This is a genomic window from Kribbella sp. NPDC051587 (genome assembly GCF_044453945.1).
Classification (GTDB): Bacteria; Actinomycetota; Actinomycetes; order Propionibacteriales; family Kribbellaceae; genus Kribbella.
In genome coordinates, this window is sequence record NZ_JBITDE010000005.1 from 468,353 (window position 1) to 493,165 (window position 24,813).

Genomic DNA, 24,813 nt, shown 5'->3' on the forward strand with positions numbered 1-24,813 from the left:
CACATGATCGTCAGCACCCGGATTGGTGAGCTCACGCTGGTCGCCTCGGACAACGCGTTGGCCGGTGTCTACTTCCCCCACCACTGGGTGAAGCCGATGCCGCTCGGCGAGCGGGTCGAATCCGACCCCGTGCTGTCCGAGGCGGCTCGCCAGCTCGACGAGTACCTCGACGGCGACCGGATCACCTTCGACCTCCCGACCACCCTGACCGGCGACGACTACCAGCTCCGCGTCTGGTCCCGGCTCCAGGACATCCCCTTCGGCACCACCACGACGTACGGCGAGATCGCGGCCGAGGTCGGCGGTCACGCGCAACTCGTCGGCAAGGCAGTCGGCCAGAACCCGCTCTCCATCGTCATCCCGTGCCACCGCGTCGTCGGCAAGAACGGCCGGCTGACCGGGTACGCGGGCGGTCTCAAGCGCAAGCAGTTCCTGCTCGACCTCGAGGAGTCGGCTGAGGCGCGGCTCTTCTCATAACCCGAGCCGGACCGAGAGCGCCTCGGCATCGAACGGCGACCGGACCTTCGCGTCATTGTCGAAGTACACATAGACGTCCCGGCGATGACGCGGAGGCCGATCGGGCGACGCCGTCTTGCCCCCGGTCGGCGTCCGCCCCGCGTGCCAGGTCTTGACCCGCGCAGCCCAATGGTCAAGGCCCTTCTCGTCGTATCCGCTGACATACAGCTCGTCGGCACCATGCAGTCGCACGTAGACGAAGTCCGAGGTCACGTCGTCGAGCATCGGCCACTTGCCGGCCGTGTCCGCACACACCAGCGCGATCTCGTGCTCGCGCAACAGGTCGATGAACTCGGCGTTCTCGAAGCTGTCATGCCGGACCTCCAACGCATACCGCATCGGCTGCTCGTGCTTCGCTTCCAGCACCACCCGGTCCTTCATCCGATCCTCATGCTGCTTGGCGATCTCAGCCGCCGCCATGGTTGTCCGCGGCAACGATTCGAAGAACGCGGCCAGCCGCGGCCCGTCGTACCGGAAGTTCCCCGGCAACTGCCACAACACCGGCCCCAACTTGTTGCCCAACGCAAGCAACCCGGACGCGAAGAAGTTCGCCAGCGGCGCCTCCACGTCCGCAAGCCGCTTCATATGGGTGACGAATCGCGGCCCCTTCACCGCGAACACGAAGTCGTCCGGCGTCTCGTCGTACCAACGCCGGTACGACGACGGCCGCTGCAACGAGTAGAACGACCCATTCAGCTCGATCGAGTTCAACCGCCGCGACACGAACTCCAACTCAGCCCGCTGCGGCAACCCCTCCGGGTAATAAACCGACCGCCACGGCCCATACCGCCACCCAGAAATCCCCACCCGATAACCCACACTTTTGATTATCCGCCCCAACCGCAGACCCGTGCCAGAACCCCCCACAACGACCACCGTCAACGCAACCCCTCCTGAACCCCACCCACAGCCCGTCAGCCCGTCAGCCACACGAACGCGATCGCCCACCGCACCATCCCCCTCAGCCACAACCCAAGGCCTCTGTGCCCGCCGCAGGCAGGCGAACCCCACCTACGACCGAAGCCGGAAATCGGTGGGGGGTGGGGCGTGCTTCTGGTTGGGTGTGCGGATGCAGGTCGATCGTGGGAGCTGGCCGGATGCGCGCACGCCGTGGGACGACGCGGAGTGGCGGCGCGAGGCGTTCAGCTGGCTGGAGGAGCGGCTCGCCGGGTTGGGGATTCGGGAGACTGGGGCGCGGCGGGTGCGGTTGCGGGCTTGGTCGGTGATTGTGCGGGTCGAGGCGACCGAACCTGTGTGGTTCAAGGCGAATCCGCCCGGCAGCGCCTTCGAGCCCGCCCTCACGACACGGCTGGCGCAACTGGTCCCCGACCACGTGCTCACGCCGTACGCCGTCGATGTCGAGCGCGGGTGGTCCCTCCTCCCGCACGGTGGTCAGGTGTTCAAGGAGGTTGAGCGCGAACCGCATCACTGGGCTGACCTGCTCAGCCAGTACGCCGAACTCCAGCGCGCGCTGGTCGACCACACTGGCGAGTTCGACCGGATCGGCGTACCGAATGCGAGGCCCGCCGTACTGCCGGATCTCTTCGAGCAGCTCGCCCACAAGCGGCCGGAACTGGTGGAGTGGTGTGCCGAGCTGGAGTCCTTCGGCATCCCGAACACGCTCGACCACGCCGACCTGCACGAGAACCAGGTCTTCTACGGGTCCCGCTACACGTTCTTCGACTGGGGTGACGCGGTCGTCTCGCATCCGTTCTGCAGCCTGACCGTCCCACTCGAACGCGTCGCCGACCAGCTCGGCCCCGAGTTCGTCCCGCGGGTCCGTGACGCCTACCTCGAGCACTGGCCCGGCTCCGACCTGCGCCGTGCTGCCGAGCTTGCCTGCCGGCTCGGGACGTTCGGGCGTGCGTTGTCGTGGCAGCGACTGTTTCCCGGTAACGCCACCATCACCGCCGATGGTCTCGTCGAGGCCTTCGATCGCCTACGGTAATCACATGGCGTTGATCCCGAAGGGTGGCAAGGTCGAGTCGTTCCTGACCGTCGTGGTCGGGGGCGGGTCCGCGTTCGGCCTCGTCGTGCTCACTTCCCGCTCCTGGAAGGCCTGCCACGTCGACGTCTCCGGACCGATGCCGAACGGCCTCACCCTGCTGTTCCTCGGGCTCCCGCTGGCGCTGATCGTCAACCTGGTGCTCTTCACGATCGCCTACCGCTACGCCGGCAAGACCCTGTTCATGGGGCTCATCGCCGCCGCCATCGCGATCGCCATCGCCGACCTGGCCCTCTACTCCTGGCAGGGCACCCCAACGGCCTCCCCGGGTATCTGCCCGGGGAACGTGCCGCCGTGGTGGCCGGTCTGGATCCCGACCTGAGTCAGTGGCTCAGAGCTTGGCGCCGACCAGCTGGTAGATGTCGTCGTGCGCGCCCGGCAGGTCGTCATGACCGAAGTCCGGGTACGCGCGGAGTTCCTTGGTCGAGGTGATCTTGTTGTACGCCGCGAACTGGGTCGACGGCGGACACGTCTGGTCCTCGAGTCCGACGAACAGCGTGACCTCGGCGCGGATCCGCGGCGCGAGGTGCTGCACGTCGATGTACCCGAGAGTGTTGAACACCTCGTCCTGCCGGAGATGCCGCGGGTCGCGCTTCTTGAACCACGTGACGATCTCGTCGTACGGGCCCTTGTCGAGGTTCAGGTCCCAGGTGCGCTGGTAGTCGCAGAGGAACGGGAACACGCTGGCGACGTACTTGATGCCCGGCGTCAGCGCGGCCGCGACCAGGCTGAGGCCGCCGCCCTGGCTCCAGCCGGTCGTCGCGATCCGGGTCTCGTCGACCTCGGGGAGCGCGCCGATGATGTCCGCGAGCCGGCGGGTGTCCAGGAAGACGTGCTTGTAGAGCAGGCCGTCCGGCCCGGCATCCAGCCCGTGCACCAGGTGGTTGTGCAGGTCGAAGTTGTTCGCCGTCTGCGAGACGGTCCGGAAGCCGACCTGCTCACGGACGTCCAGCGCGGCCACGGTGAACCCGCGCGCGGCATACGACAGCAGGTCGACCCACTTCGGCTGCTCACCGCCGTACCCGTGGAACACCAGTACGGCGGGGCCGGTCGGCTCGTTCGGCCGGATCACCTTGGCGTGCACGCGGTAACCACCGGTGCCGGTGAAGTACAGGTGCTGAGCCGTTGCCGTGGTCAACGGGAAGTCGGTGGCGTCGGAGAACTCGACCTCCGGGTCCGTCTCGTCCAGCTCGAGCAGCGCCTTCTCCCAGAACTGGTCGAAGTCGGCCGGCCGCGGGTTGGTCCCCTGGTAGGTCAGCAGTTCGTCGTACGAGAACTCGAAGGACAGCACAGACGCTCCTCAGTCATCAGTCTGGTCGGGGGCGGTCCCGTCCCAGATGGTGTAGCCGTGTGCGGTGTTCAGCTTGTCGCGCAGCGTGGTCTCGAGTGCGGGCACCTGCTTGGGTGCCAGCCAGGCGAGCGGCAGCAGTACGGTGTCGTCCGGCCGCTTGGTCCGCAGCGCGAGCGCAGCGCCGTGCGTCGTCTCGACCCGGCCGACCTCGGTGACGTCGGTCCAGACCGTCTTCACACCCCGTACGTCGATCGAGTCGTCCCGCAGCCGCAGTACGACGGGCGGCCGGGCCACGATCACCAGCCCGGCCAGCGCGACCAGGCCGCCCAGCACCAGCAACACCGCGACCGCGACCCGTGGTGCACTGAAGGCCCACGCGATCGCAGTCACCCCGAGAAGGATCAGCCCCGCGGCCAGAACCCCGAGGAACCGTCCTGCCCGCATCCGGTACGTCGTCGTCCGCATCGGGCCATGATCCCATCGGGCCTGCTGCGCTTTCGAAACTGGGGTTCAGAACGGGTCGACCTTCGACGTGGACGCGTTGCCACCGATCACCGGCGACAGCGTGATCGTCCAGTCGTACTTGCCGTCGAACCGGTCGTCGTACTTGGAGAACGAACAGCCCTCGGTGAACTGCCGGCTGACGCCGTCCCAGGCGCTCCCCGACTTGAAGAACACGTTGTAGCTGCCGCGGATCCCGCGCAGGTTGGTCTTGGAACCGTGACGGACGTAGATCGACGCCTGCGGCTGCCGCGGCACGCTGGTCGCAACCACCACCACGACGTCCACGGAGCCGTTGTTGGTGATCTGCAGCGTCCCGGCGCCGCGGGCACCGGATCGCTGGATGATCTGGCCGTTCGCGCCGCGACCGGTCATCTGGGGCGGCGGTGCGAGCGCCGGCGGCGTCATCCGGAGGCCGTAGTTGATGCCCTTGCCGAGGCTCCGGTTGACCTCCTTCGAGAGCTCGACGATCGACGTACGGATGCCTGTCTTGGCCTGGTACAGCCGGACGGCCGGCGCCTTCGGCAGGCCGCAGCCGGTCTTGGTCTCACCGGACGTCGCCAGATTCGCGGTGACGGAGGCGGCGTACCGATCGAAGGCGACCAGCGCCTGCGAGTGGCCGGTGCGGGCCGCGGCCGGCGGCTCAAGGTCGCCCAGCGCTTGCCGCTGGTTGCGGACCGCGTCCTCGAGTTGCGCCCGCGCCTCGTCGAACGCCGCCAAGGTCGGCGCGTTCATCACCCGTTGCACCCCACGCACCAGGTTGGTTTCGGAGTTCGCGATGGCTTTCTTGTAGCCCACCGGGCTCAGCGACGTCGTGGTCGGCGTCGCGGACGGTGGTTCTGGCGTGGGCGTTGGCGTCGGGGTGGTTGGTTGTTCGGCCGGGGCGCTGAGCGTCGTCGAAGGCTTGCTGCCCTCCGGTTCGCTACTGCACCCCGCCACGACCAACGCCGTACCGACTGCTACCGCCATGATGCGCCGCATGTGTGCCCCCCAGCTCTTCGGTGCGAGCATCCTTCCCCGAAGTCGCTGGTTCAGTCCACATTGTCCTGATGCTGTCAGTTCGTCCCGGTCTGGGTCGGGTCGTACGCGCAGGCGTCGTTCAGGTCCTGAGCGGCCCCCGGCGTCGCGGTCGCCTTGGCCGGCTTCTTCGTCCCGCTGGTCGGCTTCTTCGTGGTCCCGCTCGACGGGGTCGAGGCGACCGGCTTGGTCTTCGGCGCGATCGCCTTCTCGACGATCTCCTGCATGGCCGTGTAGTCCGGGTTCTTGCCGGTCGGGAAGTTCTTGCTCTTGTCCAGGTCGACGTTCGCGACCTTCGCGGACTTGACCTTCAGGCCGAGCTCGATGAACGCCGGCAGGATCTCCTGCGGGATGTCCGTGCGCAGCAGGTCCTTGCTGGCCGAGGCGATCTGCTGGTACTTCGTCACCAGGGTGGCCGGATTCACGCTGTTGACCAGCGCGTGGATGGTGCAGCGCTGCCGCTCCTGCCGCGACGGGTCGCTGAGGCCGTAGCGGCCGCGGGCGAACCAGAGCGCGTGGTACCCGTCGAGCTTCTGGTTCGGGCCCGGCTGGATGTAGCCGGACGGCTTCTTCGCACCCCGGGTGCCTGGTCCGGCGCCGTAGTCGCCGCCGATCGGCACCTTGTAGTTGACGTTCACGGTGATGCCACCGATCGCGTCGATGATCTTGCGAAAGCCGGCCAGGTTGATCTGCATGTAGTAGTCGATGTCGAGCCCGAGCGCCGCGCCCGCGGCCAGCTTGACCACGTCCGCGCCCATGTTGTCGGTCGCACCGAGCGCACCGGGGTGCTGCTTCGGGACGTTGTCGTACATCGAGTCCAGGTAGTACTCCGGCTGCTCGACGTTGCCGAGATTCGGGTCCCAGAAGCCGTCGGGGTAGATCTTGTGCAGCGGCGAGTCCTCCGGGAACGGCATCCGCATCCAGTTCCGGCTGAGCGAGATCAGGGCCGTGTCACCCGTCTTGGTGTCGATGCTCGCCACCATCACGGTGTCGGTCCGGACCCCGGTCCGGTCGGCGCCGTCGTCCGCACCGAGCAGCAGCAGGTTGAGCCGCGGCGTCTTCGCCCACGGGTCCGCCTTGTCCACCTTCGGCCGGGTCGCGCTCTTGGAGTTGTCCTCGGACTGGAACACGCTGCCGACCAGGTCGCGCTGCGCCATCACGGTCTGCGCGGCAACAGTCGTCGGTACGGCGATTGCGAAGCACAGCAGCCCGACGAACAGGGAGCCCGCCAGCCGACCGGTGTAGGTCATGCTCACCGGGCGGAGCAGCTTGTGCGAGGCGACCACGACCCAGATCCAGAGCACGCCCAGGACGACCACGGCCGCGGTCGCGATCAGGAGCTGCCGGGGAGACACGGCCAGCTCGAGAACCGAGTTCCGCTGCGTCAGACCGACGTACGCGGCGACGAGCAGCAGCCCGCCGGCGATCGTCAGGACAAACGCACCGAGCTTCGTACGGCCGCCCATGATCAGGCCGGAGCCCGGGACCAGCGCGCTGAGCAGGGTGAGACCGATGGCCTTGGACGTCGTGCGCGCACGCTGCGACCGGTGTTTGGACCGGCTGGCGCGTGGTGCGGACCTCCGTCCGGCGGCGCGAGTACTCCGCGTCATGGCTCCGTTTCCCTGATCGACGACGTGGCGGCCTTCCGTGGATCGCTGGCCGCGACCCACGGTACCTATGACGCCCACGTCCGCCGTTCGGTTGACGTGTGCTGGCGACCCCCGTCGGTGCACGCCAGGTTACACACGGGTCAGCCAACACTCCCAAACCGCCGCTCCCGACCCCACTTTGCCGCCGGACCTGCTCAACAGATAGTCTTGGTCGTCGTCAGTTGCGTAAGAACCTTTACGCGGCTCGTCGGAGGAGGCGTCGCCTAGTCCGGTCGATGGCGCCCGCCTGCTAAGCGGGTTGAGGGTAATCCCCTCTCGCGAGTTCAAATCTCGCCGCCTCCGCGCTTTGGGAGCGCCCTGTCCACGGAGAGCGTGGACGGGGCGCTTCGGCGCTTTCTGGGGGTGCAACCCCCAGACCCCGCCCGGAGGGCTTCGCCCCCGGACCCCCCGCCAGGCCGCGCCCCTTGCCCGCCGCAGCGCGGCTGCGGGCGCGGCTGCGGGGCGCGGCTGCGCGGCGGATGCGGGGCGCGGCTGCGGGGCGGTTGCGGGGCGTCCTCCCCCGCACCATTTGCCTGGCTAGGCAGCGCGCTTGGGGGTTCAGCACCGTGGTTAAGGGTGCAGAACCCCCAATTTGAGTGCCTAGCCAGCGAAATGGCTGGGAGCGGGCGGTTCGGAGTGGTCAGGCTTGGAGGAGGCGTTTGGCCTCGGCGATGCGGTGGACGGAGGCGGGTGTCATGGGTTCGGGGGAGATGATGAGGTGGTCGGTGCCCAGGTCGCGGTAGGTGGCGAGCAGGTCGGCCAGCTCCTGGACGGTGCCGGCGAAGGCGGGGCTGCCTTCTTCTGCGGTGGGGGCTTGGTCGGGTTCGCGGACGATCAGGCCGATGGTGGTCGTGACCGGGCGGCCGCCCTTGTCGACGGCGGCGCGGAACGCGGCCAGGGTCTGCGTGAGCTTCTCGTTCGGGGCGCCGTACCAGGCTGTGTTCCAGGCGTCGGCCCACTCGGCGGTCAGACCGAGCATGCGCGGCTTCGCACCGGCGACCAGGATCGGGATCTGCCGGTTCGGCGGTGGGGCGAGGGTGGCGTTGGCCGTCTTGTAGTAGGTCCCCTCGAAGTCGACCGTCTCGCCGCGCACCAGCCGCGCCACGATCTCCAACCACTCCGCGAACCGCCCGACCCGATGGTCGGTCGGCAGTCCGAACGCCTCGTACTCCGGATCGTGCCACCCCGCGCCGACGCCCAGGATCAGCCGGCCACCGGAAACCTCGTCCAGCGCCGCCGCCATCTTCGCGGTCAGCCCCGGGTCCCGGAACGAGGCGCAGAGCACCATGTTCCCGACCTCGACCCGCTCGGTCACCGCAGCCACCGCACTCAGCAGCGTCCACGACTCGTGCATCCCGTGCACGACCCCGTCCGGCGCCTGGTAGTGGAAGTGGTCGGCCAGCCACACCGAGTCCAGCCCGGCGGCCTCCGTCGCCTGCGCGACGTCCCGCACATCACTCCAGCGCGGCATCTCCCCGGTCGGCCCGTCGGACCCACCCACTGGCAACATCACACCGATCTTCATGCCGCCAACCTACGCACCCTCAGAACCGTCAGCGACCCATCTGCGGACAGAAGAACTGGTAATGGGCCGCCTTCCGACCCCGGCCGCACGCCGCGTCACGCCTGCACCACCCCGTAGGCGATGACGTACTACCAGTCCGTCTGTACACAGACAGCGCGGCGCCCTGGTCATGGTGGGACCAGGGCGCCGCGTGCTTCCCGCTGCCGGCTTCCGACTCGGCAGCGGAGTTCATCAGCCCAGGCGGGCCTTCAGGTTGTCGAGCTCGACCTTCAGCTCGGCCGGGACGGTGTCGCCGAGCTTGGCGAACCACTCCTCGATCAGCGGGATCTCGGCCTTCCACTCCTCGGCGTCGACATCCAGCGCGATCTGCAGCTCCTTCTCGCTGAGCTCCAGCCCGCTGACGTCCAGCGCACCGGCGGCCGGCACGTGACCGATCGCGGTCTCGACGGCGCCCGTCTGACCCTCGATCCGCTCGATGATCCACTTCAGCACGCGACCGTTCTCGCCGAAGCCCGGCCAGACGAACTTGCCGTTCTCGTCCTTGCGGAACCAGTTCACGTAGAAGATCTTCGGCAGCTTGCTCGCGTCGTTCTCCTTGCCCACGGTCAGCCAGTGGTCGAAGTACTGACCGGCGTCGTACCCGAGGAACGGCAGCATCGCCATCGGGTCACGCCGGACGACGCCGACCTGGCCGACTGCGGCGGCGGTGGTCTCCGAGGACAGCGTCGCCCCCATGAACACACCGTGCGCCCAGTCCCGCGACTCGGTCACCAGCGGGACCGTCGTCGCCCGGCGACCACCGAAGATGATCGCCGAGATCGGTACGCCGTTCGGGTCGTCGTACTCGTCGGCGAGGATCGGGCACTGCTCGATCGGGGTGCAGAACCGGCTGTTCGGGTGGCTCGACAGCTCACTCGAGGCCGGCGTCCACTCGCGGCCCTTCCAGTCGGTCAGGTGGTCCGGCGGGGTCGGCGAGTAGCCCTCCCACCAGACGTCACCGTCGTCGGTCAGCGCGACGTTCGTGAAGACCGAGTTGCCCTTCTCGATCGTGCGCATCGCGTTCGGGTTCGTCTTCCACCCGGTCCCGGGGGCCACGCCGAACAGGCCGAACTCCGGGTTGACGGCGTACAGGCGGCCGTCCTTGCCGAACCGCATCCAGGCGATGTCGTCGCCGAGCGTCTCGACCTCCCAGCCCTCGAGCGTCGGGTCGAGCATCGCCAGGTTGGTCTTGCCGCAGGCGCTCGGGAACGCCGCCGCGATGTAGTGCACCTGCTTGTCCGGCGAGATCAGCTTCAGGATCAGCATGTGCTCGGCCAGCCAGCCCTCGTCGCGCGCCATCGCACTGGCGATCCGCAGCGAGTAGCACTTCTTGCCGAGCAGCGAGTTACCGCCGTACCCGGAGCCGTAGGACCAGATCATCCGCTCCTCGGGGAACTGCACGATGTACTTCTCGTCGTTGCAGGGCCACGGGACGTCCTGCTGGCCGGGGGCCAGCGGCGCGCCGACGGAGTGCAGACAGGGCACGTACTTCGCGTCGGTGCCCATCTTCTCCAGTACGTCGGAACCGGTGCGGGCCATGATCCGCATCGAGCCGACCACGTACGCCGAGTCCGTGATCTCGACACCGAACATCGGGGTCTCGGCGGTCAACGGGCCCATGCAGAACGGAACGACGTACAGGGTCCGGCCGCGCATCGAGCCGCGGTACAGGTCCGTCATCAGGACCTTCATCTCGGCCGGGTCCATCCAGTTGTTGGTCGGACCGGCGTCCTTCTCGTCCACGGAGCAGATGAACGTGCGCTGCTCGACGCGGGCGACGTCACTGGGGTCGGTACGGACCCAGAACGAGTTCGGCTTCTTCGCCTCGTTGAGGCGGACCATCGTGCCGGCGTCGATCAGCCCCTGGGTGAGGGCGGCGTACTCCTCGTCGGAGCCGGTCACCCAGTGGATGGCATCCGGCTGCGTGAGCTCGGCCACCTCGGCCACCCATGCCAGCAGGCCCGCGTGCTTCGTCGGTGCGCCGGACAGGTCGTACGCCGGAGCCTGCGGCTCGCTCGGCGGGGCCTGGGTCACGGGCGCGATCGTCTCGTTGTCGGTGAGATCGGCGGTGTGGGTCGGGCTGGCGGTGGTCGTCATCGGCGGCTCATTCCCTCTCAGCTGTCGTCCCGGTCGCCGCTCGGTCCCTCGACGCTGAGGAACGCGGTACGGCACCGGCCGCCGGGGTCTCCAGCGGTTCGATCCAGCGGACTGGCGGTGTGATCTGTCGCAGACCAGTGATTGCAGTGGACGCATACCAGTGTGCAAGTGGTACTAACGGTACGCGACGAAGATGTCCGCTGTGAACCCGTCGTACGTGAACCCGGTCACAAAGTTTTGGCGACAACCGCTTTCCGGTCCCGCTTGTGAAAATGAGAACGGCCCGCGTGGGGACGCGGGCCGTTCGGTGAAGATTTTTCGGCGAATCAGGTGGTCTGCCGCCAGATGTCGTTCAGCAGCCGCTGGACGTCCAGTTCCTCACCCGGCTCACCAGTCACCACGACGCCGACCAGCCACCACTGACCGCCGCTCCGGAACGCCCGCGTCATCATCAGCGCGTACGGCTTGTTCTGAGTCGTCAGCCAGGTCCGCTCGTCCTTGGCCACGGTCGGGGCCGGCGACTTGTAGACCTTCGTCCACAACTGGTCGAACGCTGGGCGCTTGGCTGTGCAGTCCTTCAGGTCCGCGCAGACGGTGAGCGCGATCCGCGCGTCCGGCGTCTTCTTCTGATAGCCGGTCGGATCCTTGGTCTGGATGCGCCGGTAGGCCACGGTCGACGACTCACCCAGCGACGACACCGCGGGCAGACGCGGCCAGCCGATCGCGAACGGCAGGTCCGCGTTGGTGACCACCTGCAGGTCAGCGTTGACCGGGTAGGTCGCCCCCATCAGGCCCGGCTTGCCGTCAGGCCGCTGGTACGGCGCTGTCGTGATCTTCGGGAGTCCCGGGAGCAGCACGGTCTCCGGGAGGGCTGCGGGGCTCACCGCTGGGGGCGGGGCCGCTTCCGGCTCCGCCTTCTTCACCGCACCACCAACCGCGGCGCCCACCGAGTAGGTAAAGGTGAAGACGACCAGCACCACGACAGCCGCGACCACATAGATCCCGGCGCCCAGCTTCTTGGCAATCCCTTGGGGTTCTTCTTGGACCACCGCGGCCGGCGCAGTCGGCTCGGGCTGGTCTCCACCTTCCGCCGCCCCTCCGACGTACGAGGGGAACTCCGGTACGGCGCTCGGCGCGACGCCGCCGTACTGGCTGAGCAACGACCGCACCGCCTGCAGCGCCTCGTCGTCGTTCCCGAGGATCCCGTCGAGCGGGTCGACGAGGCGCTCGGCGCCGCACTGTCCGGGGACGAGTTGCGTGATCGCGTACGGCCGCGTTGCGCTGAAGTTCGCCGCCCACAACGGCGTCTCCTGCTGGCCCGGCTCAGCGCCGCATCCCGCCCGGCCTGCACCAACCGCTCCTGCACGCCCTGCTCCCGCGCGCCCGCCTCGGTCAGCACGAGCGCGACAACCTCCATCCCCGTGAAGGCCCGCCCGCGCCACACCTCCGCCAGCGGATGCTCCAGCAACAACTGCTCGAACCGGTACCCGGCAATCTCCGGCGCGCTCACTTCGTCTCCCAGATCGCCCGGTCCGCCAGCACGGTCGCAGCCTGCCGCGCAACGTCCTCCAACACCGGACTGGCCGTGTACTCCACCAGTACGACGACATCCGCGCGCTGCACGAGCACCCGCGTCGTGAACGACTCACCCGCCAGCCCGTTGACGGTCCGATCTCCCTTGGTCGGGTACGGCCGATCCGGCACCGCCTTCAACGGCGACCGGTCAAACGCCTTCGTCGCCATCGCCGTCGGCGAGAAAGGCGCCTCCCCAGCCCCCGCCAGCTTCCCGCCGTACGCGGTGATCGTCACCTTCACCGAAGCCGCCGAGAACGTCGTCGACCGCTGCCGGCTCGCACCAGCAGCACAAGTCACCGCATCCGTCCCCGCCTGCGTCAGCCGCCCATTCGATGCCTTAGGCAACAGCGCCGACACGTCCCCGATCCGCGCACACACGTCCGCGGCCAGCTTTCGCGCCGGCACCACATCCTCTTCCTGAACAGGCTTCCCCAGCGCAAACCCCACGCCACCCCCCACGACCGCAGCCACCCCAGCCGCGATCGCCGTACCCCGAACCACCCGATTCGCCATACCGGAGACCCTAACGATCCCCAGGTCCTCCGCCGGCTCAGTCGAGCAGCTTCTGCACCGACCCACCCGACTCGCTCAGCTTCGTCCCGAGCCCCTTCAACGCATCCCCGACCGCCGACAGAATGTCCGACAGGTCCCCCAGGTTCCCGGCCAGGCTCTCGATCTCCGTAGCCACCCCGCCGATCTGCCCACTCCCGTCATTCAGCCGCTTCGCCGCCGCATCCCCGATCCCCGGGATCTTGTCCAGCTCCCCAGCCAGCCCCGCCAGCATCCCCGCCGCATCATGCAGCCGATCCTTGGCCGAGTTCATCGTGCTCGCACTCCCACTGAGCGCCTTCCGAGCCCCGCCCTGCCCGTCCTCCCCCACCAAGGCCCCAGCAGCCTTCCCAGCCTGCTCCCCAGCCTCAGCCAACCCAGACCCGATCGTCTTCAACAGATCCGGCAACTTCCCAATAAAGTCCAGCGCCCCATCCGGCAGCCCCCGCACCAACTCCAGCACCTTCTGGAAGTCGTCCGAGTTCTCCATCACGAACCCGACCGCCTTCTTCACATCCCCCAGATCCCGCCCACCCAGCAAGTCCTCAATACCCATGACCCGGATGCTAGAGCCCCCTCCCCACCCCCGATTAGCATCGACCCGCCACCTCCCTGTATCGTTACTCGACGTTGCCCGGCGCTCGTAGCTCAACGGATAGAGCATCTGACTACGGATCAGAAGGTTGGGGGTTCGAATCCCTCCGAGCGCGCAAATCAAAAGCCCAGGATCAGCCCGCTGACCTGGGCTTTTGCCTGTGTACGGCGCCCCCGCAGCCAGCTACGCCCACTCCTACGTCGCGTGCTCGCCCGCCTGCCCCACCCAGCCTTTGACGCAGCTCATCGCCGCTTTCCCCTGCGGCTACCGCCGCCCCCTGCGGGCTACCGCCCGCCCGCCCCACCCGCCCATCGTGGCGCCGGCATCCCTCGGGACCTCCCGCGGCGTCACGGCCGACCGCGAGCCTCGCAACGACAGACTCCGGACTCTCTCCCCGTCGCTGGCTCCGGGCTCAACCTCTCCGGAACTACCTAGCCCCCTTCGCCACCAGCGGATACCCACTGGCCCAACGCACGTCGAAGAGCACGCGGCCACTCCCGACGCCGTCACCGGTCTCGTCCGACAGGCCACGGCCCTGGACATCATGACCGCCATCGTCCCGAGCCCCCACCACTTCGCCGCCATCGGCAGCCCGGTCGAGGTCAAGAACCGCCTAGAACACCTCATCGGAGGCCGGGTCATCCCCGACACCACCCCCTAATCCGGCGCGTCGATCCCTGCATCCGCGCCGGCCACGCCTCACCACCCCGCGCCCTTGCCCTGGCCTCGTCCTCACACCTCTAGGCAAGGGCGCGCCCATGTCCCGACCCAGCCGAACGGACACCCATGCCCAAACCCACCCAGCCATCACGCCCACCCTGCCCCACCTGCCGAGGGAGGGGCTGGACGATCGTTCAAAAGACGCGCATCAGAGATGGCAAGGTGGTCACCGAACCCGAGCCGTGTCCATCCTGCGGGGGATCAGGGACGACGGGAAGCTGAACGTGGCAGCCATGCTCGCATCCTCCGCAGTGTTCACTAGCAGGAGGGCAAAGGGGGATCTGCTACCAACGTGGTACGCGGTCAACTCCACCACCAGCGCCGAATATGTCTATCGGTACAGTTGTATCGTCAACAGTCGTCCAAGGATCGGCGCCTACGATCCGATAATCCATTTGCCGGTGGCGGCGTGCCCACGAGGCATAGGGCCGACTCTTGCTGCGATCGCGCAGCGACGAATTCACTAGGACCCAGTCGAATGCTCGACCGATAGCGTCAGAGACTTGATTTGCGTCATCGGCAGCACTGAAAGTAAAGCCGATCTGCTGCGGGCTCCGGATTTCTAGATGTAAGAGTAGCGACTCAACAAAGGAGTTTTTCACGTCGCGCCACAATGCAGGTACGTCTACAAATCTGGATCGCAGAAAGAAGTCTGCATGCCAGAGGTAGCCTTGTGCGCCAGCCAGATCTTCGACCGAACCTGTTTTCCACGGACGCTTGCTTGTCCGAACGTGCAGGCTGGTTTCGTAGTGGTCATAGGCGTGAACGAAGAGTCGTTGGGCAACCTCGTGTTCAGCGTCGATCCAGCCGCGAGTGACGGGGTCGTTGTTCGTCTCGGAGTCAGGAACCCAACGTTCGTTGTAGCTCGCAAGAGCAATGAACGCGCCACGCTCCAGGTCTCGTAGAGTCTGTTCGAGACGGTTTATGTCGTCGGAGTGCGGGCTGCGCATGTGCCCAATGCGATGTCTAATTCGCTTGAGGTCTACCTGGCGCCCGTCCCATGACCCCTTCTCAAGGAGAGCGTACCCAAGTTGCGCCCAGTTGTTATCGACTATCTGGATTAGCTGGCTATAGTCAAGATAGGCGAGAGGATTGTCATTATCCGGGCCGGACATATGGGTAAACGCGGCATCTTGGGCCAGCCGGCCGTTCGCTGCCTTGACTTCATCAACCCAGTTGCGGCCGTGAAGTGCTTTCAGTTCAACGTAAACCAGGGTGCGCAGCCAGCGCTCAAGCTGCCACCAGCGACCATACAGCACCGCAGAACTACCCTGCATGTAATGCGGAATGATTGAGTGCAGCGCAGATTCCGTGTCTCCATCCATCCAAGGAGCCTCCGCAAAACGGTCAAACCCCTCAGCATCTGATGGTGAATTCTTCTTTGACATTCCGTCTCCCCTGAACCGCCTGCACACCCCTGCGTGCACCGAGCAGCCTCTCGTACGGGGTAGGTCCGGCGCCAGCTCATATGACGGCCAGCGTCTCTGGATCGAGCAGACGGCCGGTTCGTACGCTGGGCTCCGTGCTCGGCTCTGTCACTGTGGTCCGACAACTGATCCGCGACACATGTGCGCCAACTGATGTGCGACAGGCTAGAAGCCTCGGCGACCTGGCAGGTCGGCCAACGCACGCCCATTGCCGAGTTCAGTGCGTTCTGTGCTGGCCCCAGCATGTCGGACAGGGAAGGTTGCGCGATGGTCGAGACTGTCCCCTGTGAAGGAACGACGGCTCATCGGCTACTGGCGCAACGAGATGCATCTCGAGTACCCCGACCCGATAGATCTCGTCGACGAGTCATGGGATGCAGAAGAGCGGCACATGGTCTGGTCCTACCTGTGCAGCGGGACAATGGTCGCCGCGCACATGGGGCTCTCACCGTGCCGCGCCTGTGGCAAACACAACGGTGCGCTGGAGTTCTCTGACGGCACTTATCAGTGGCCCGAAGGCTTGGCTCACTACGACTTCGACCACGCTGTTCGTTTACCAGCGGAGTTCGTCGAGCATGCGGTCAAGCAGCTCGACAGCCTGGAGGCTGGAAGTGCCACCCTCGACTGGTGGCTAGCGATCACAGGTCAGTGACCACGAAGTCACACTCACCTGCCGCGATACGTTCCTCCGCACAGCCACCCGTGCGCTGTGATCCGACAACTGATCCGCGACACACCTCAGCCAGCTGAGGCGCGACAGGCTAGAAGACTGGCGACCACCTGATGGGGTCGGCCAACGCACGGATCTGCCGATTTTCGGTCGCAAGCGAGCTGGCCTCCTTAGGCCCGTGAGCAGCCCTGGACAGCTGATCGAAGTTGACCTCGAGCAGGAGTCTTGAGGGCCGCAATGCTTGACTTGGGCGGTCCGGCTCGACCGACCGACGAGATTGCGTCCGCCTTGGGATTCGAGAGCGCCGCAGACGTCTCGGATGGAGTTTGGGCCTCGTGGAAGCGCATTCAGGAACGGTCTGCGCTCTCGGCTGAGGACAGGTTCCTTCACGAAAGGCAAGAGCATTGCCTCCGACGGGAGCCTCACGACTCCGGGATGAGCGTGCCGAATTGGCCGGCCAGCTCGGTGGATGGTCGGGGTGCGTCTTCCCGCCCAACCCAATCAGGACCTATCTGGAGCCCACCAGAGGGGGTGCGCGTGGTTTGAGCGGCAGGCGGGAAGACGCAAGGCTGGACTTGTCTCAAAGGAACGCGGTGGTCCGGCTCACCTCGACGGATCCGTGTGGCGTCAGGATGAGGCTGTGAATCCGCGCGACAGGTCGAGCGCGTACGGCGAACCGGGCGTGGTGGGGGTCCACCCGCGTTCGAGGGCAAGCCGAATGGAGTGTGCGACGGCGGAAGGCAGAACCGCCTTTGCTGTGCCCCCAATCCAGTTGCTGGGGTGCAACTGGTTCGTTGTGACCACGAGCGTCGACCCCGGGTCGTCGGCGTGGTCGACCGCGTAGATGCAGGGCGACCAACCAAGGCCTTGGTTGTACGTTGGCCGCCCGCGTAGCCGCCATCGGTACGAGATGCCGTCAACGACGATCGGTCGAGCGCCCTTCTTGGCCAGTGTCACGGGTCCCCCCTCGAAGCCGCAGGAGCGGCGAATCAACTGTCTCACCTCTCCACCAGCCATTTGCTAACAGGCGTGCGAACACCGACCCCGGATCAGCCCAGACGATCCTGGACATTCCCCGGACCGATACCAGCGTCCAGGCGCACAGTAGTCAGCGGTGGCACCAGCAGCAGATGACGGCGTGAGCGTGCGTGGGAGATCCGGGACGTAGGTCTATCAACCGTTCGAGGACCTGGTGTGGGGTCGGAGGTTCCGCATGTTCCTGTACGGGCGGCCGTGTCACTGGCGGCGGAGCTGCTGGAGGCGCCATAGGGCAGCTGGGGCTCGGGAGACCTAGAGCGGCTGCGGCGGCCGCCTGCGCGGAGCACGGAGACGGGCATGGGAAGGCTCTGGAGCGTGGGTGAAGTCGCCGCGTTTCGGGCTGGGCAGGGTTCCGTTGAGCCGGCTGGCGGCGCTGGCTCCGACGGGGCGTGGGAGAGAAGGCGCCGAGCGTTGAGCGGATGCCGGAACGAAGTACACCGCGCTGCTGACCCTGCCTCCCCGGAGGCGCTTAGAGGCGACTCCGGGGACGTGCTGGGTAGGCGGTTCAGCTACAGGTTCCGTCGCAGGGTTCGACCCAGACGGTGCCGCAGCCGCTTGGGCGGTAGTCGCAGTTTCCGGGGTAGCAGTGCAGGTCTCCGCACCAACCATCGGTCGTAGCGCAGGGGCAGGTGTCCGTGGTGCCGGTTGTTGCCCTCCGTGCGGCAGGGGCGGGGCCTAGTGTCCCGATCGCGGCGTAGGCCTCCGGCTTGCTGAATGCTTCGATCGCTGCGGTCCTCAGGGCGCTGAGCCTTGTCGTGTCGGCGGCCTGCTCCGGTTGCCAGATTTCGTGCCGGGCGACGAGGGCCTGTGCCTCGTCGAGGACCTTGTGCTGCTCGGGAGTGAGGCTGGGCCGGGCGGCGCGGAACTGATCAATGTGATCTGTCCACAGCCGGCTGCGGACCTCAGGCGCGGAAGCGACGAAGATCTCCCGACGGAAGGTCAGCGGATACTTCGCGAAGGTGGCGTAAGTGTCGGGCAGGGTCGCCCGGTTTGCTGCGACCCAGTCACGGGCCGACTGCTTCTCGATGTCGGCGAAGGCAGGCATCGAGCCAGTCAGGGCCATGCCTGCTACTACGCCGATCCCACCCGACAACCGCAGGAAATGTGCCCGGCTCAACTGCGCCGGACCGGTCGGGGCGCCCGGTAGTTCATCTGCCCGGCCTTCAGCGCGGCGGCGAAGCCTCCCCAGTGCCTGGATGACCCGGGCGCTCGCGACCAGCCCGAGTCGACGGGCGAGTGGAACCGCGATCGCACGCCCGGTCCATGCCCGAACCCGATCGCCGTCCACCCGCAGCAGGGTCGGTGCCCACACCGGGTCAGGGCCCAACGCCCGAACCCGGAGAGTTTGTACGTCGGCGTCCCCCAGCGGTCTGATCTCCAGACCCGGCCCGCATGCTTCCGCAACCGCATCGGAGACGCTGGTGCACGTTCCGCACGACGCGTCGAACGCAAGAATCCACTGCTGAACCATGGGCATCCCTTTCTCGTTTCAGCCGATCACGCTGGAGAACCAGCGTGATCGGTCACGCTACAAGGGCTAGAGGTCACGTCTTGTGGTCAAGCCGCTGCTCCCGGTAGCCAGCAGCAGAGGCTTCGGCCGTGGCGGAAAAGTGTTGCGTCCGACCGCTCTAGCGGCGACACTCCCTGGCCATCGCATTTACATAAGCACTGTCATTTCTGTCGGGAGGACCGGATGTACCCCCAGGTTGAGCCGTACGACGAAGGCATGCTCGACGTCGGTGACGGGCACCGCATGTACTGGATGGCGTGCGGCAATCCGGACGGCAAGCCAGCGCTGTACGTGCACGGCGGCCCTGGCTCCGGGTGCGGTGTACGTTCCCCAGGCCAGTTCGACCCCGCCGTCTACCGCATCGTCTCGTTCGACCAACGCAACTGCGGCCGGAGCACCCCTCACGCCAGCGAGCCCGTGATCGACCTGTCCACCAACACCACTGACCACCTGATCCGCGACATGGAGCAGTTGCGTGAGCACCTGGGCATCGAGAGGTGGCTGCTGTTCGGCGTTTCCTGGGGTTCAGTGCTCTCGCTGACCTACGCGATGCGCCACCCGGAGCGAGTCTCGGAGATGATCGTGACTGCCGTCGCCACCGGCAGGCACTGCGAGATCGAGTGGCTGATCCGCGGCTTCAGCGGCCTGGCCCCCGAGGCGTACGAGCGCTTCGTCGCCGGCGTACCCGATCCTGGCGAGGACATCTCGGCCGCCTATCACCGCCTCCTCATGGACCCCGATCCCGCCGTACATCGCAAAGCAGCAGAGGATTGGTGCGCTTGGGAGGATGCGATCGCCACTGTCCCGCCAGGCCGCGACGTCGACCACGAGCCGTGGGAGCCTCGGTTCCAACTCGCCTTCGCCCGACTCGTCACGCACTACTTCAGCAACCGCTGTTGGTTGGCAGACGACCAACTGGCCCGCAGCGGGCACCTTCTCCAGGACATCCCCGGCGCCATCGTGCACGGGCGGCTCGACCTCGGCGCACTCAGCGGCAATCCATGGGTGCTGCACCACGCCTGGCAGGGATCAGAACTGGTCATCGTCGAGCACGGCACGCACGCCGCCGGAACGGCAGAAGCTGTCATGGCCGCAACCAACCGCTTCGCCAAAGCCCCCGTGCAGCGCGTCACCGCGGCTTCGTCCAGTACGCCGACAGCCAGCGACTGAGCTGACGAGGACCGGTCTGAGGCTTCTTGGGAGCCGTGTCTAATCCGGCGTCGGCCGTTCGACGCATAGGCAGATGGCGCCCACAGGGGCCCAGTCGACTTGAGAAAGCAGGAGGTCGAAGTGTCTACATCCATCCTCGACATGTCGATGTCACTCGACGGGTACATCGCCGATCCCGACGACTTCCTCGGCGGGGAGAACGGCGAACTGCTCCACGAGTGGTTCAATGCCGGCGGGCCTGCGGGACAGTTCGAAGCCGAGTGGAACGCCGCCGGTGCCGTCCTCGCAGGGCGGCGGACCGCGGAGCTGATGGATCACTGGGGCGGTGACCACAACGGCGCCCCGATCTTCGTACCCAGTCACCGACCGCCCGGCCCGGCCGCCCGGTGGAACTACCCGTTGGTGACCTACGTGACCGACGGAATCGAAAGCGCCATGGCCCAGGCGAAGGCCGCCGCCGGGGACCGGGACGTCCAGGTACGCGGCGGATATGTCGCGCAGCGGGCAATCGAGGCAGGGGTGCTCGACGAGGTGCAGATCCATCACATCCCGGTACTACTCGGTGCCGGCCTCCGACTCTTCGATGTGCTGCCCTCGCTCGTCACCCTGGACATCATTCGCGTCATCGAGACCCCGCAGGCCACCCACATCCGCTACCGCGTCCGCCGCTGACCTACCCGCCCTATCGGGACGGCTCGGCGTTCATCCGGCTGTCAGCATCAGGCCATGTCCGCCCAGCGTGACGTGTGCGCCGTTAGCTTCGCAACATGGCATTGTTCACCGAGGCAGAGATAGCCACGCAGAAGAGAGCCGTCGAGGCCTATGTGAAATCGCATGGGCGACCTCCAACCCAGGCTCAGGTATTCGACATCCTGGGCTGGGACTTCCAAGCCTTCAAGCGCGACTTCGAAAGCGCGAACAGTGATCCCGACCCACTGAAGTGGACCTGGCGCCACCGAAAGCTCCGCTAGCCGGCTGTACGACGCGGCGGTCACGGGCTTCTCGAGCTCTCATCGCTCCGGATGACATGCTGGCGGTGTGAAAGATCTGGTGTGCGTACGGTGCCAAAGGCCCGTCCGCGTAGGCCGCGAGAACTACGAGGTCTTCGAGCGGATGCACTACGTGTGCTTCCACTACGAGTTCGAACACGGAGACGCCGACGTTGATGAAGAGTGCGCGGCGGCCGGCTGCCCTTCGGCGACTCTTACCAGCGGTCGCGACCGCGTCATCGCCACAGCAACGGAGCTCGCGGTCGAAGCGGCGTCGGGAGCACCATGGAGAAACTCAGAGACACACGAGTACCTTGGAGCATTCGCCGCCTGGCTCTCTGACTCGGGCGGCTACTCCGCCGGCCGAGGACGGGTGCCTGCCGGCAACGGCTGGGAGATCGTCAACGATGCACTGAAGGCCGCGACTACCTACGAGTGATCGGTCTGCCACGACATGGCCGACGAGCGTCCCGCTGCCTCTGCTGCCATAACAATCAGGCGCGGGCCTGCGGATGCGGCCTTCGCAAGGGCTTCGTGACTCCGGGGTGACCGTCGCCGATTTGGCCGGCTGTCTCGGAATGGGGTGTCTTCGCGTCTTCGTTCAACCAGTCACGACCTATCAGGAGCCGACCGAGAGGGAAGCTGGGAGCTGCTGGGCGTTGGTCCTAGGAGTTCGGCGAGTGGTGATCTGAGGTCGGCGGGGTAGAGGCCTAGTTCGTCGAACTTGTCGGCCCCGACCCACATCAGTTCGGAGAAGTTGTCCGTGCTCTGGGCGTCCGCTTCGTCGCCGGACAGGACTGGTGTGCCGGTGACCTCGGCAATCAGGAAGTACGACGCGGGCCTGCCGTTGTGCTTGCCGGTCCACAGCAGGCGGTCGATTCGGCCGGTGAGTGCGGTCTCCTCGTTCAGTTCCCGTACGGCGGCGGCCTCGGCGGTCTCGCCTTCCTCGACGTGTCCGCCAGGCAGTACTGCGTAGTGGTGGCCAGGGCAGTCTGGACGGTTCCAGTTGCGGGCCTCGCACATGACGCAATCGCTGGCTGACTTGTACCGCAGATAGCGCTTGATCACGAGCACACGAAGACCTTCGGTGACCACGGCTGCTGCTCTTGGGATCGGCATGCGGGCGACAATGCCAGGCTGATCCGACAATCTGCTCAGGCGGACTGTGCTTGACCCCGGCTGCGGACCACGAGGTTCGAGGGCACTGAGCTGTACAGGTGGGGACGCGGTTGGGATCATCGCGTGATGGGGACCACGCTGAGGCTTCCACTTCCCGTCGTACCGGATGTATCCGATCCTCGTGCGCGCCAAGCGCTTCTCGACGTGGTCGCGGATGGTGTGCCCGTTCGCATGCTGTTGGATACCGGGACCTACCGCAGCTCGGTGCCGTACCGGGACGCGCTCGCGGGTCGCGTCCAGCGGGACGCCAGCTCGGGGAGTGGTGTGTTCGGCAGCGGTGACGTCAACGAGACGCTCGTGCAGCTGGGGGCGTTGGAGTGGGGACCGCTGACGGTGCGGGATATGACGGTGACTATGGACTCGGCGGGCTGGCCGCATCCTCCGTTGCTGGGGATGGATGTCCTCGGCTCGCATGCATGTCATTTCCGGTTCGACGAAGGCAGCCTTGAGCTCGACGGGCCGGCGCCCTCCGAGGCGCTTCTGCCGTTGCAAACTCCCTCTCACAAGACGCCCGTAGTGCCTGTGCACTGGGAGGAGACCACCATCAACGCGGTATGGGACACCGGTGCCGGCATCACGCTCGTTGACCAAGCGTGGGCGGAGGCCCACCCGGAGATCGTCGCTATCGCTCAGGAGTTCGGTACGGGCACAGACGTCCACGGCACCACCAGCCAGCATCCCATGGGGCGGCTGGCGCCGTGTCGCATTGGTCAGGCGACCTTCCCTGAGCAGGAGTGCGGCGTACTGGACCTGTCCGGCATCAACATCGAGATGATCCTCGGCCTGCCGCTCATCAGTCACGCCAACTGGTACATGGATTTCCCGCAGCAGCGCTGGAGCAATCAGAACTCATGACGCGCTGACCCGATGTCGGAGGCAGCCCGGTACGACGGGTGAGGCGGTGAGTGGTGAGGTTGTGCATGAGGTGCTCAGCTGTGCACAACGGCGTCGTACAGGCTGGTCGCAGGGCGAGAGTTGACCTCACGACGAGGAGGTCACTTATGAACAGGTTGATGAAGTACGCGGCGTCGGTACTGACTGTCGGCGTACTGACGACCGCACTGGCGGCGCCGGCGGCGAATGCCTCGGATGGTAGAAACGGCATCGGCGGGAGCCCAGTGAATTGCACACGCAACTGGATCGTTGGCCCCGCGGTGCCCGCGAAGGCCAGTGATGGCAGGGTCATCGGCTACTCACAGATGTGGTGGTCCAACAGCTGTCAGGGAAACTGGACCAGGGCTTGGACCGTCAGCGGTCAGGCCACCACGATGGAGAGCACCATCGCGCAGGGCATTCCGCCAGGCCCCAATCGCAGGTTCGCCATCGCCAATGACTACGCCAACGTCCACTTCACTTTGTGGGTGCCGGCCAGCCCCACCGAGAAGATGTGCGGCAGCACGCAGATGTGGGACACGCACACACTCAACTGGGCCTTCACCGGCGTCTACTGCAGGACCTAACACCAGTAAGCAGTTCCGCCCGGCCTCGAATCCCGAGGGATCGCTCATCACGGGGGTGAGCGATCTCCTGGTTGCCGCTTAGGGCCCCTGCGAACTTGTCACCGTTGCCGGCATTGGACAACAACGGCCAGTACGGCGCTCATGGTGTGAGGCCGTTCTCGAGGTAGGTGGTTGTCCCGATGTTTTGGCTTTCAGGGCGGCTGCTACTCGGGTGAACTGTCCAGCGTCGAGCAGGCGTTCAGCTCCGGCGGGGGTGACGAATCTGAAGGAGGGGTCACCAATCGGATGACGAGGAGCTCGACCACCGAGGGTCACGCCGAGGAGAGGCCGGCCTACCGGACCCCAGCCACTTACTAACCTCCGGAGCGACCGCGTGGCCACGCTCAGCCGCGGGCCGATGACTGCGTTCGGCGGCACTTGGTGAGTGGTGGACGTCCGCAAATCTCAAGCACCCGAGCAGTGGGTGAACCGGTTGCTTGGCTGGTGGGGGCGGCGGAGGGTTGGGGGGTGGATGAGGGTGAGCTGGCGGGGTTGTTGCGGAATGGGCGGTATCCGCGGGCTGCGGGGTATTCGGCTCGGTGGATGGTTGATGGGGGGATGGGGCCGAATCCGGTGTGGCAGGCGGAGGCTTTGAGCGAGGTGATGTCGCTGGAGCCTGGGATGCGGGTGCTGGATATGGGGTGCGGTACGGCGTTGAGTTCGGTCTTTCTCACCAAGGAGTTCGGGGTTGAGGTGTGGGCTGCTGATTTGTGGGTCAAGCCTGATGAGAACCTCCGGCGGGTGGAGGAGGCGGGCGTTGTGGGTCGGGTGCACCCGATTTCTACGGAGGCTCATGCGTTGCCGTTTGCTGAGGGGTTCTTCGATGCGTTGGTGAGTATTGGGGCGTATCACTACTTCGGGACCGACGACCTCTACCTCGGCTATTACTCGCGTTTCGTGAAGCGTGGTGGGCAGATCGGGATTGTTCAGCCGGGTCTCACCGAGGAAGGCGATCCGCCGCCACACCTCACGCCGTACTGGAAGTGGGACTTCTGCGCGTGGCACAGCGCCGCTTGGTGGCGGCGGCATTGGGAGAAGACGGGGCTGGTCGACGTCGAGGTGGCTGATCTGCTGCCTGAGGGGTGGCGCGACTGGTTGCAGTGGAACGAGGCGTGCGACTACGACGCCGGTACGCCGGGACAGGAGGAAGCGCGGATGCTTCACACCGATGCTGGTCGGGTGCTCGGTCTCACCCGGGTCGTCGCTCGCCGCAAGGAAGGGTGAAGTGACAGCAGATCAAGCAGAGTACTGG

At 66.4% G+C, this 24,813-nt stretch carries 24 protein-coding genes and 2 tRNA genes; 13 read left to right on the forward strand and 13 right to left on the reverse strand.

Annotated features, from left to right (window positions below; translation table 11 throughout):
• Nucleotides 1–3 precede the first annotated feature (3 nt).
• Nucleotides 4–477, forward strand: a complete 474-nt coding sequence (locus tag ACIA49_RS21445) for a methylated-DNA--[protein]-cysteine S-methyltransferase (protein WP_396378951.1) — start codon at nucleotides 4–6, stop codon at nucleotides 475–477.
• Here ACIA49_RS21445 and ACIA49_RS21450 read toward each other — a convergent pair.
• The gene (locus ACIA49_RS21450) at nucleotides 472–1,239 is read right to left on the reverse strand and encodes a DUF72 domain-containing protein (protein ID WP_396378952.1); all 768 of its coding nucleotides are present in this window, start codon (nucleotides 1,237–1,239) and stop codon (nucleotides 472–474) included. The two genes, ACIA49_RS21445 and ACIA49_RS21450, sit on opposite strands and share 6 nt — an antisense overlap.
• Nucleotides 1,240–1,585: 346 nt before the next feature.
• On the opposite strand from ACIA49_RS21450, the gene ACIA49_RS21455 reads away from it, so the two are divergent.
• Together ACIA49_RS21455 and ACIA49_RS21460 are read left to right on the forward strand one after the other, a co-directional pair.
• Complete coding sequence (locus tag ACIA49_RS21455; protein WP_396378953.1) at nucleotides 1,586–2,464, forward strand: phosphotransferase; 879 nt, start codon at nucleotides 1,586–1,588, stop codon at nucleotides 2,462–2,464.
• Nucleotides 2,465–2,468: 4 nt separating this feature from the next.
• The gene (locus ACIA49_RS21460) at nucleotides 2,469–2,843 is read left to right on the forward strand and encodes a hypothetical protein (RefSeq protein WP_396378954.1); all 375 of its coding nucleotides are present in this window, start codon (nucleotides 2,469–2,471) and stop codon (nucleotides 2,841–2,843) included.
• Nucleotides 2,844–2,852: 9 nt separating this feature from the next.
• Here the strand turns inward: ACIA49_RS21460 and ACIA49_RS21465 are convergent, their stop codons facing one another.
• The 4 genes from ACIA49_RS21465 to ACIA49_RS21480 form a co-directional block, all read right to left on the reverse strand.
• Nucleotides 2,853–3,812, reverse strand: coding sequence for an acetylxylan esterase (locus tag ACIA49_RS21465; RefSeq protein ID WP_396378955.1), 960 nt, complete (start codon nucleotides 3,810–3,812; stop codon nucleotides 2,853–2,855).
• A gap of 9 nt (nucleotides 3,813–3,821) precedes the next feature.
• Nucleotides 3,822–4,277 (reverse strand): hypothetical protein, encoded by a 456-nt coding sequence (locus tag ACIA49_RS21470; protein ID WP_396378956.1) that lies wholly within the window; start codon nucleotides 4,275–4,277, stop codon nucleotides 3,822–3,824.
• 45 nt (nucleotides 4,278–4,322) lie between these two features.
• Nucleotides 4,323–5,294 carry a hypothetical protein gene (locus tag ACIA49_RS21475; RefSeq protein ID WP_396378957.1) on the reverse strand — a complete coding sequence of 324 codons (972 nt, stop codon included), beginning with the start codon at nucleotides 5,292–5,294 and terminating at the stop codon, nucleotides 4,323–4,325.
• Nucleotides 5,295–5,368: 74 nt separating this feature from the next.
• Complete coding sequence (locus ACIA49_RS21480; RefSeq protein ID WP_396378958.1) at nucleotides 5,369–6,940, reverse strand: LCP family protein; 1,572 nt, start codon at nucleotides 6,938–6,940, stop codon at nucleotides 5,369–5,371.
• Between the two features lie 252 nt (nucleotides 6,941–7,192).
• Between ACIA49_RS21480 and ACIA49_RS21485 the strand changes: the two genes are divergently transcribed.
• A tRNA-Ser gene (locus tag ACIA49_RS21485) sits at nucleotides 7,193–7,282 on the forward strand.
• A gap of 337 nt (nucleotides 7,283–7,619) precedes the next feature.
• On the opposite strand, the gene ACIA49_RS21490 is transcribed toward ACIA49_RS21485, so the two are convergent.
• The 5 genes from ACIA49_RS21490 to ACIA49_RS21510 all read right to left on the reverse strand — a co-directional run bounded on the left by ACIA49_RS21490 (nucleotide 7,620) and on the right by ACIA49_RS21510 (nucleotide 13,320).
• Complete coding sequence (locus ACIA49_RS21490) at nucleotides 7,620–8,504, reverse strand: LLM class flavin-dependent oxidoreductase (RefSeq protein WP_396378959.1); 885 nt, start codon at nucleotides 8,502–8,504, stop codon at nucleotides 7,620–7,622.
• A gap of 231 nt (nucleotides 8,505–8,735) precedes the next feature.
• Nucleotides 8,736–10,640 (reverse strand): phosphoenolpyruvate carboxykinase (GTP), encoded by a 1,905-nt coding sequence (locus ACIA49_RS21495; RefSeq protein ID WP_396378960.1) that lies wholly within the window; start codon nucleotides 10,638–10,640, stop codon nucleotides 8,736–8,738.
• 326 nt (nucleotides 10,641–10,966) lie between these two features.
• Nucleotides 10,967–11,941, reverse strand: a complete 975-nt coding sequence (locus ACIA49_RS21500; RefSeq protein WP_396378961.1) for a hypothetical protein — start codon at nucleotides 11,939–11,941, stop codon at nucleotides 10,967–10,969.
• 205 nt (nucleotides 11,942–12,146) lie between these two features.
• Nucleotides 12,147–12,728: a hypothetical protein gene (locus tag ACIA49_RS21505; protein WP_396378962.1), complete on the reverse strand. Its 582-nt coding sequence runs from the start codon at nucleotides 12,726–12,728 to the stop codon at nucleotides 12,147–12,149.
• Between the two features lie 37 nt (nucleotides 12,729–12,765).
• Nucleotides 12,766–13,320 carry a hypothetical protein gene (locus ACIA49_RS21510; RefSeq protein WP_396378963.1) on the reverse strand — a complete coding sequence of 185 codons (555 nt, stop codon included), beginning with the start codon at nucleotides 13,318–13,320 and terminating at the stop codon, nucleotides 12,766–12,768.
• Between the two features lie 81 nt (nucleotides 13,321–13,401).
• On the opposite strand from ACIA49_RS21510, the gene ACIA49_RS21515 reads away from it, so the two are divergent.
• A tRNA-Arg gene (locus ACIA49_RS21515) sits at nucleotides 13,402–13,474 on the forward strand.
• Between the two features lie 889 nt (nucleotides 13,475–14,363).
• Here ACIA49_RS21515 and ACIA49_RS21520 read toward each other — a convergent pair.
• Nucleotides 14,364–15,467: a hypothetical protein gene (locus ACIA49_RS21520; protein ID WP_396378964.1), complete on the reverse strand. Its 1,104-nt coding sequence runs from the start codon at nucleotides 15,465–15,467 to the stop codon at nucleotides 14,364–14,366.
• A 325-nt stretch (nucleotides 15,468–15,792) separates the two neighbouring features.
• On the opposite strand from ACIA49_RS21520, the gene ACIA49_RS21525 reads away from it, so the two are divergent.
• On the forward strand, nucleotides 15,793–16,158 hold the full coding sequence (locus ACIA49_RS21525; protein WP_396378965.1) for a hypothetical protein: 366 nt from the start codon (nucleotides 15,793–15,795) through the stop codon (nucleotides 16,156–16,158).
• A gap of 1,561 nt (nucleotides 16,159–17,719) precedes the next feature.
• Here the strand turns inward: ACIA49_RS21525 and ACIA49_RS21530 are convergent.
• Nucleotides 17,720–18,691 carry a bacteriocin fulvocin C-related protein gene (locus ACIA49_RS21530; protein WP_396378966.1) on the reverse strand — a complete coding sequence of 324 codons (972 nt, stop codon included), beginning with the start codon at nucleotides 18,689–18,691 and terminating at the stop codon, nucleotides 17,720–17,722.
• 216 nt (nucleotides 18,692–18,907) lie between these two features.
• Here ACIA49_RS21530 and pip point away from each other — a divergent pair, with 216 nt between their 5' ends.
• The 4 genes from pip (at nucleotide 18,908) to ACIA49_RS21550 (ending at nucleotide 21,322) form a co-directional block, all read left to right on the forward strand.
• Nucleotides 18,908–19,894 (forward strand): prolyl aminopeptidase, encoded by a 987-nt coding sequence (gene pip, locus ACIA49_RS21535; protein WP_396378967.1) that lies wholly within the window; start codon nucleotides 18,908–18,910, stop codon nucleotides 19,892–19,894.
• Between the two features lie 120 nt (nucleotides 19,895–20,014).
• Nucleotides 20,015–20,566: a dihydrofolate reductase family protein gene (locus ACIA49_RS21540; protein WP_396378968.1), complete on the forward strand. Its 552-nt coding sequence runs from the start codon at nucleotides 20,015–20,017 to the stop codon at nucleotides 20,564–20,566.
• Nucleotides 20,567–20,661: 95 nt separating this feature from the next.
• On the forward strand, nucleotides 20,662–20,865 hold the full coding sequence (locus tag ACIA49_RS21545; RefSeq protein WP_396378969.1) for a hypothetical protein: 204 nt from the start codon (nucleotides 20,662–20,664) through the stop codon (nucleotides 20,863–20,865).
• A gap of 67 nt (nucleotides 20,866–20,932) precedes the next feature.
• On the forward strand, nucleotides 20,933–21,322 hold the full coding sequence (locus ACIA49_RS21550; RefSeq protein ID WP_396378970.1) for a hypothetical protein: 390 nt from the start codon (nucleotides 20,933–20,935) through the stop codon (nucleotides 21,320–21,322).
• A gap of 170 nt (nucleotides 21,323–21,492) precedes the next feature.
• Here ACIA49_RS21550 and ACIA49_RS21555 read toward each other — a convergent pair whose 3' ends face one another.
• Entirely contained in the window at nucleotides 21,493–22,002 is a 510-nt protein-coding gene (locus ACIA49_RS21555) for an NUDIX domain-containing protein (protein WP_396378971.1), read from the reverse strand.
• A 126-nt stretch (nucleotides 22,003–22,128) separates the two neighbouring features.
• Between ACIA49_RS21555 and ACIA49_RS21560 the strand changes: the two genes are divergently transcribed.
• The 3 genes from ACIA49_RS21560 (at nucleotide 22,129) to ACIA49_RS21570 (ending at nucleotide 24,785) form a co-directional block, all read left to right on the forward strand.
• Nucleotides 22,129–22,917, forward strand: a complete 789-nt coding sequence (locus ACIA49_RS21560) for an aspartyl protease family protein (protein WP_396378972.1) — start codon at nucleotides 22,129–22,131, stop codon at nucleotides 22,915–22,917.
• A gap of 146 nt (nucleotides 22,918–23,063) precedes the next feature.
• Nucleotides 23,064–23,522: a hypothetical protein gene (locus ACIA49_RS21565; RefSeq protein ID WP_396378973.1), complete on the forward strand. Its 459-nt coding sequence runs from the start codon at nucleotides 23,064–23,066 to the stop codon at nucleotides 23,520–23,522.
• A gap of 582 nt (nucleotides 23,523–24,104) precedes the next feature.
• A complete protein-coding gene (locus tag ACIA49_RS21570; protein WP_396378974.1) occupies nucleotides 24,105–24,785 on the forward strand; it encodes an SAM-dependent methyltransferase in 681 nt (226 codons plus the stop codon).
• Nucleotides 24,786–24,813: the final 28 nt, after the last annotated feature.

Coding starts and splice junctions, on each gene's coding strand:
- ACIA49_RS21445 (WP_396378951.1), top strand. CDS start 4: ATGATCGTCAGCACCCGGATTGGTGAGCTCACGCTGGTCGCCTCGGAC.
- ACIA49_RS21455 (WP_396378953.1), top strand. CDS start 1,586: ATGCAGGTCGATCGTGGGAGCTGGCCGGATGCGCGCACGCCGTGGGAC.
- ACIA49_RS21460 (WP_396378954.1), top strand. CDS start 2,469: ATGGCGTTGATCCCGAAGGGTGGCAAGGTCGAGTCGTTCCTGACCGTC.
- ACIA49_RS21470 (WP_396378956.1), bottom strand. CDS start 4,277: ATGCGGACGACGACGTACCGGATGCGGGCAGGACGGTTCCTCGGGGTT.
- ACIA49_RS21475 (WP_396378957.1), bottom strand. CDS start 5,294: ATGCGGCGCATCATGGCGGTAGCAGTCGGTACGGCGTTGGTCGTGGCG.
- ACIA49_RS21480 (WP_396378958.1), bottom strand. CDS start 6,940: ATGACGCGGAGTACTCGCGCCGCCGGACGGAGGTCCGCACCACGCGCC.
- ACIA49_RS21490 (WP_396378959.1), bottom strand. CDS start 8,504: ATGAAGATCGGTGTGATGTTGCCAGTGGGTGGGTCCGACGGGCCGACC.
- ACIA49_RS21495 (WP_396378960.1), bottom strand. CDS start 10,640: ATGACGACCACCGCCAGCCCGACCCACACCGCCGATCTCACCGACAAC.
- ACIA49_RS21505 (WP_396378962.1), bottom strand. CDS start 12,728: ATGGCGAATCGGGTGGTTCGGGGTACGGCGATCGCGGCTGGGGTGGCT.
- ACIA49_RS21510 (WP_396378963.1), bottom strand. CDS start 13,320: ATGGGTATTGAGGACTTGCTGGGTGGGCGGGATCTGGGGGATGTGAAG.
- ACIA49_RS21520 (WP_396378964.1), bottom strand. CDS start 15,467: ATGTCAAAGAAGAATTCACCATCAGATGCTGAGGGGTTTGACCGTTTT.
- ACIA49_RS21530 (WP_396378966.1), bottom strand. CDS start 18,691: ATGCCCATGGTTCAGCAGTGGATTCTTGCGTTCGACGCGTCGTGCGGA.
- pip (WP_396378967.1), top strand. CDS start 18,908: ATGTACCCCCAGGTTGAGCCGTACGACGAAGGCATGCTCGACGTCGGT.
- ACIA49_RS21545 (WP_396378969.1), top strand. CDS start 20,662: ATGGCATTGTTCACCGAGGCAGAGATAGCCACGCAGAAGAGAGCCGTC.
- ACIA49_RS21555 (WP_396378971.1), bottom strand. CDS start 22,002: ATGCCGATCCCAAGAGCAGCAGCCGTGGTCACCGAAGGTCTTCGTGTG.
- ACIA49_RS21560 (WP_396378972.1), top strand. CDS start 22,129: ATGGGGACCACGCTGAGGCTTCCACTTCCCGTCGTACCGGATGTATCC.
- ACIA49_RS21565 (WP_396378973.1), top strand. CDS start 23,064: ATGAACAGGTTGATGAAGTACGCGGCGTCGGTACTGACTGTCGGCGTA.
- ACIA49_RS21570 (WP_396378974.1), top strand. CDS start 24,105: ATGGTTGATGGGGGGATGGGGCCGAATCCGGTGTGGCAGGCGGAGGCT.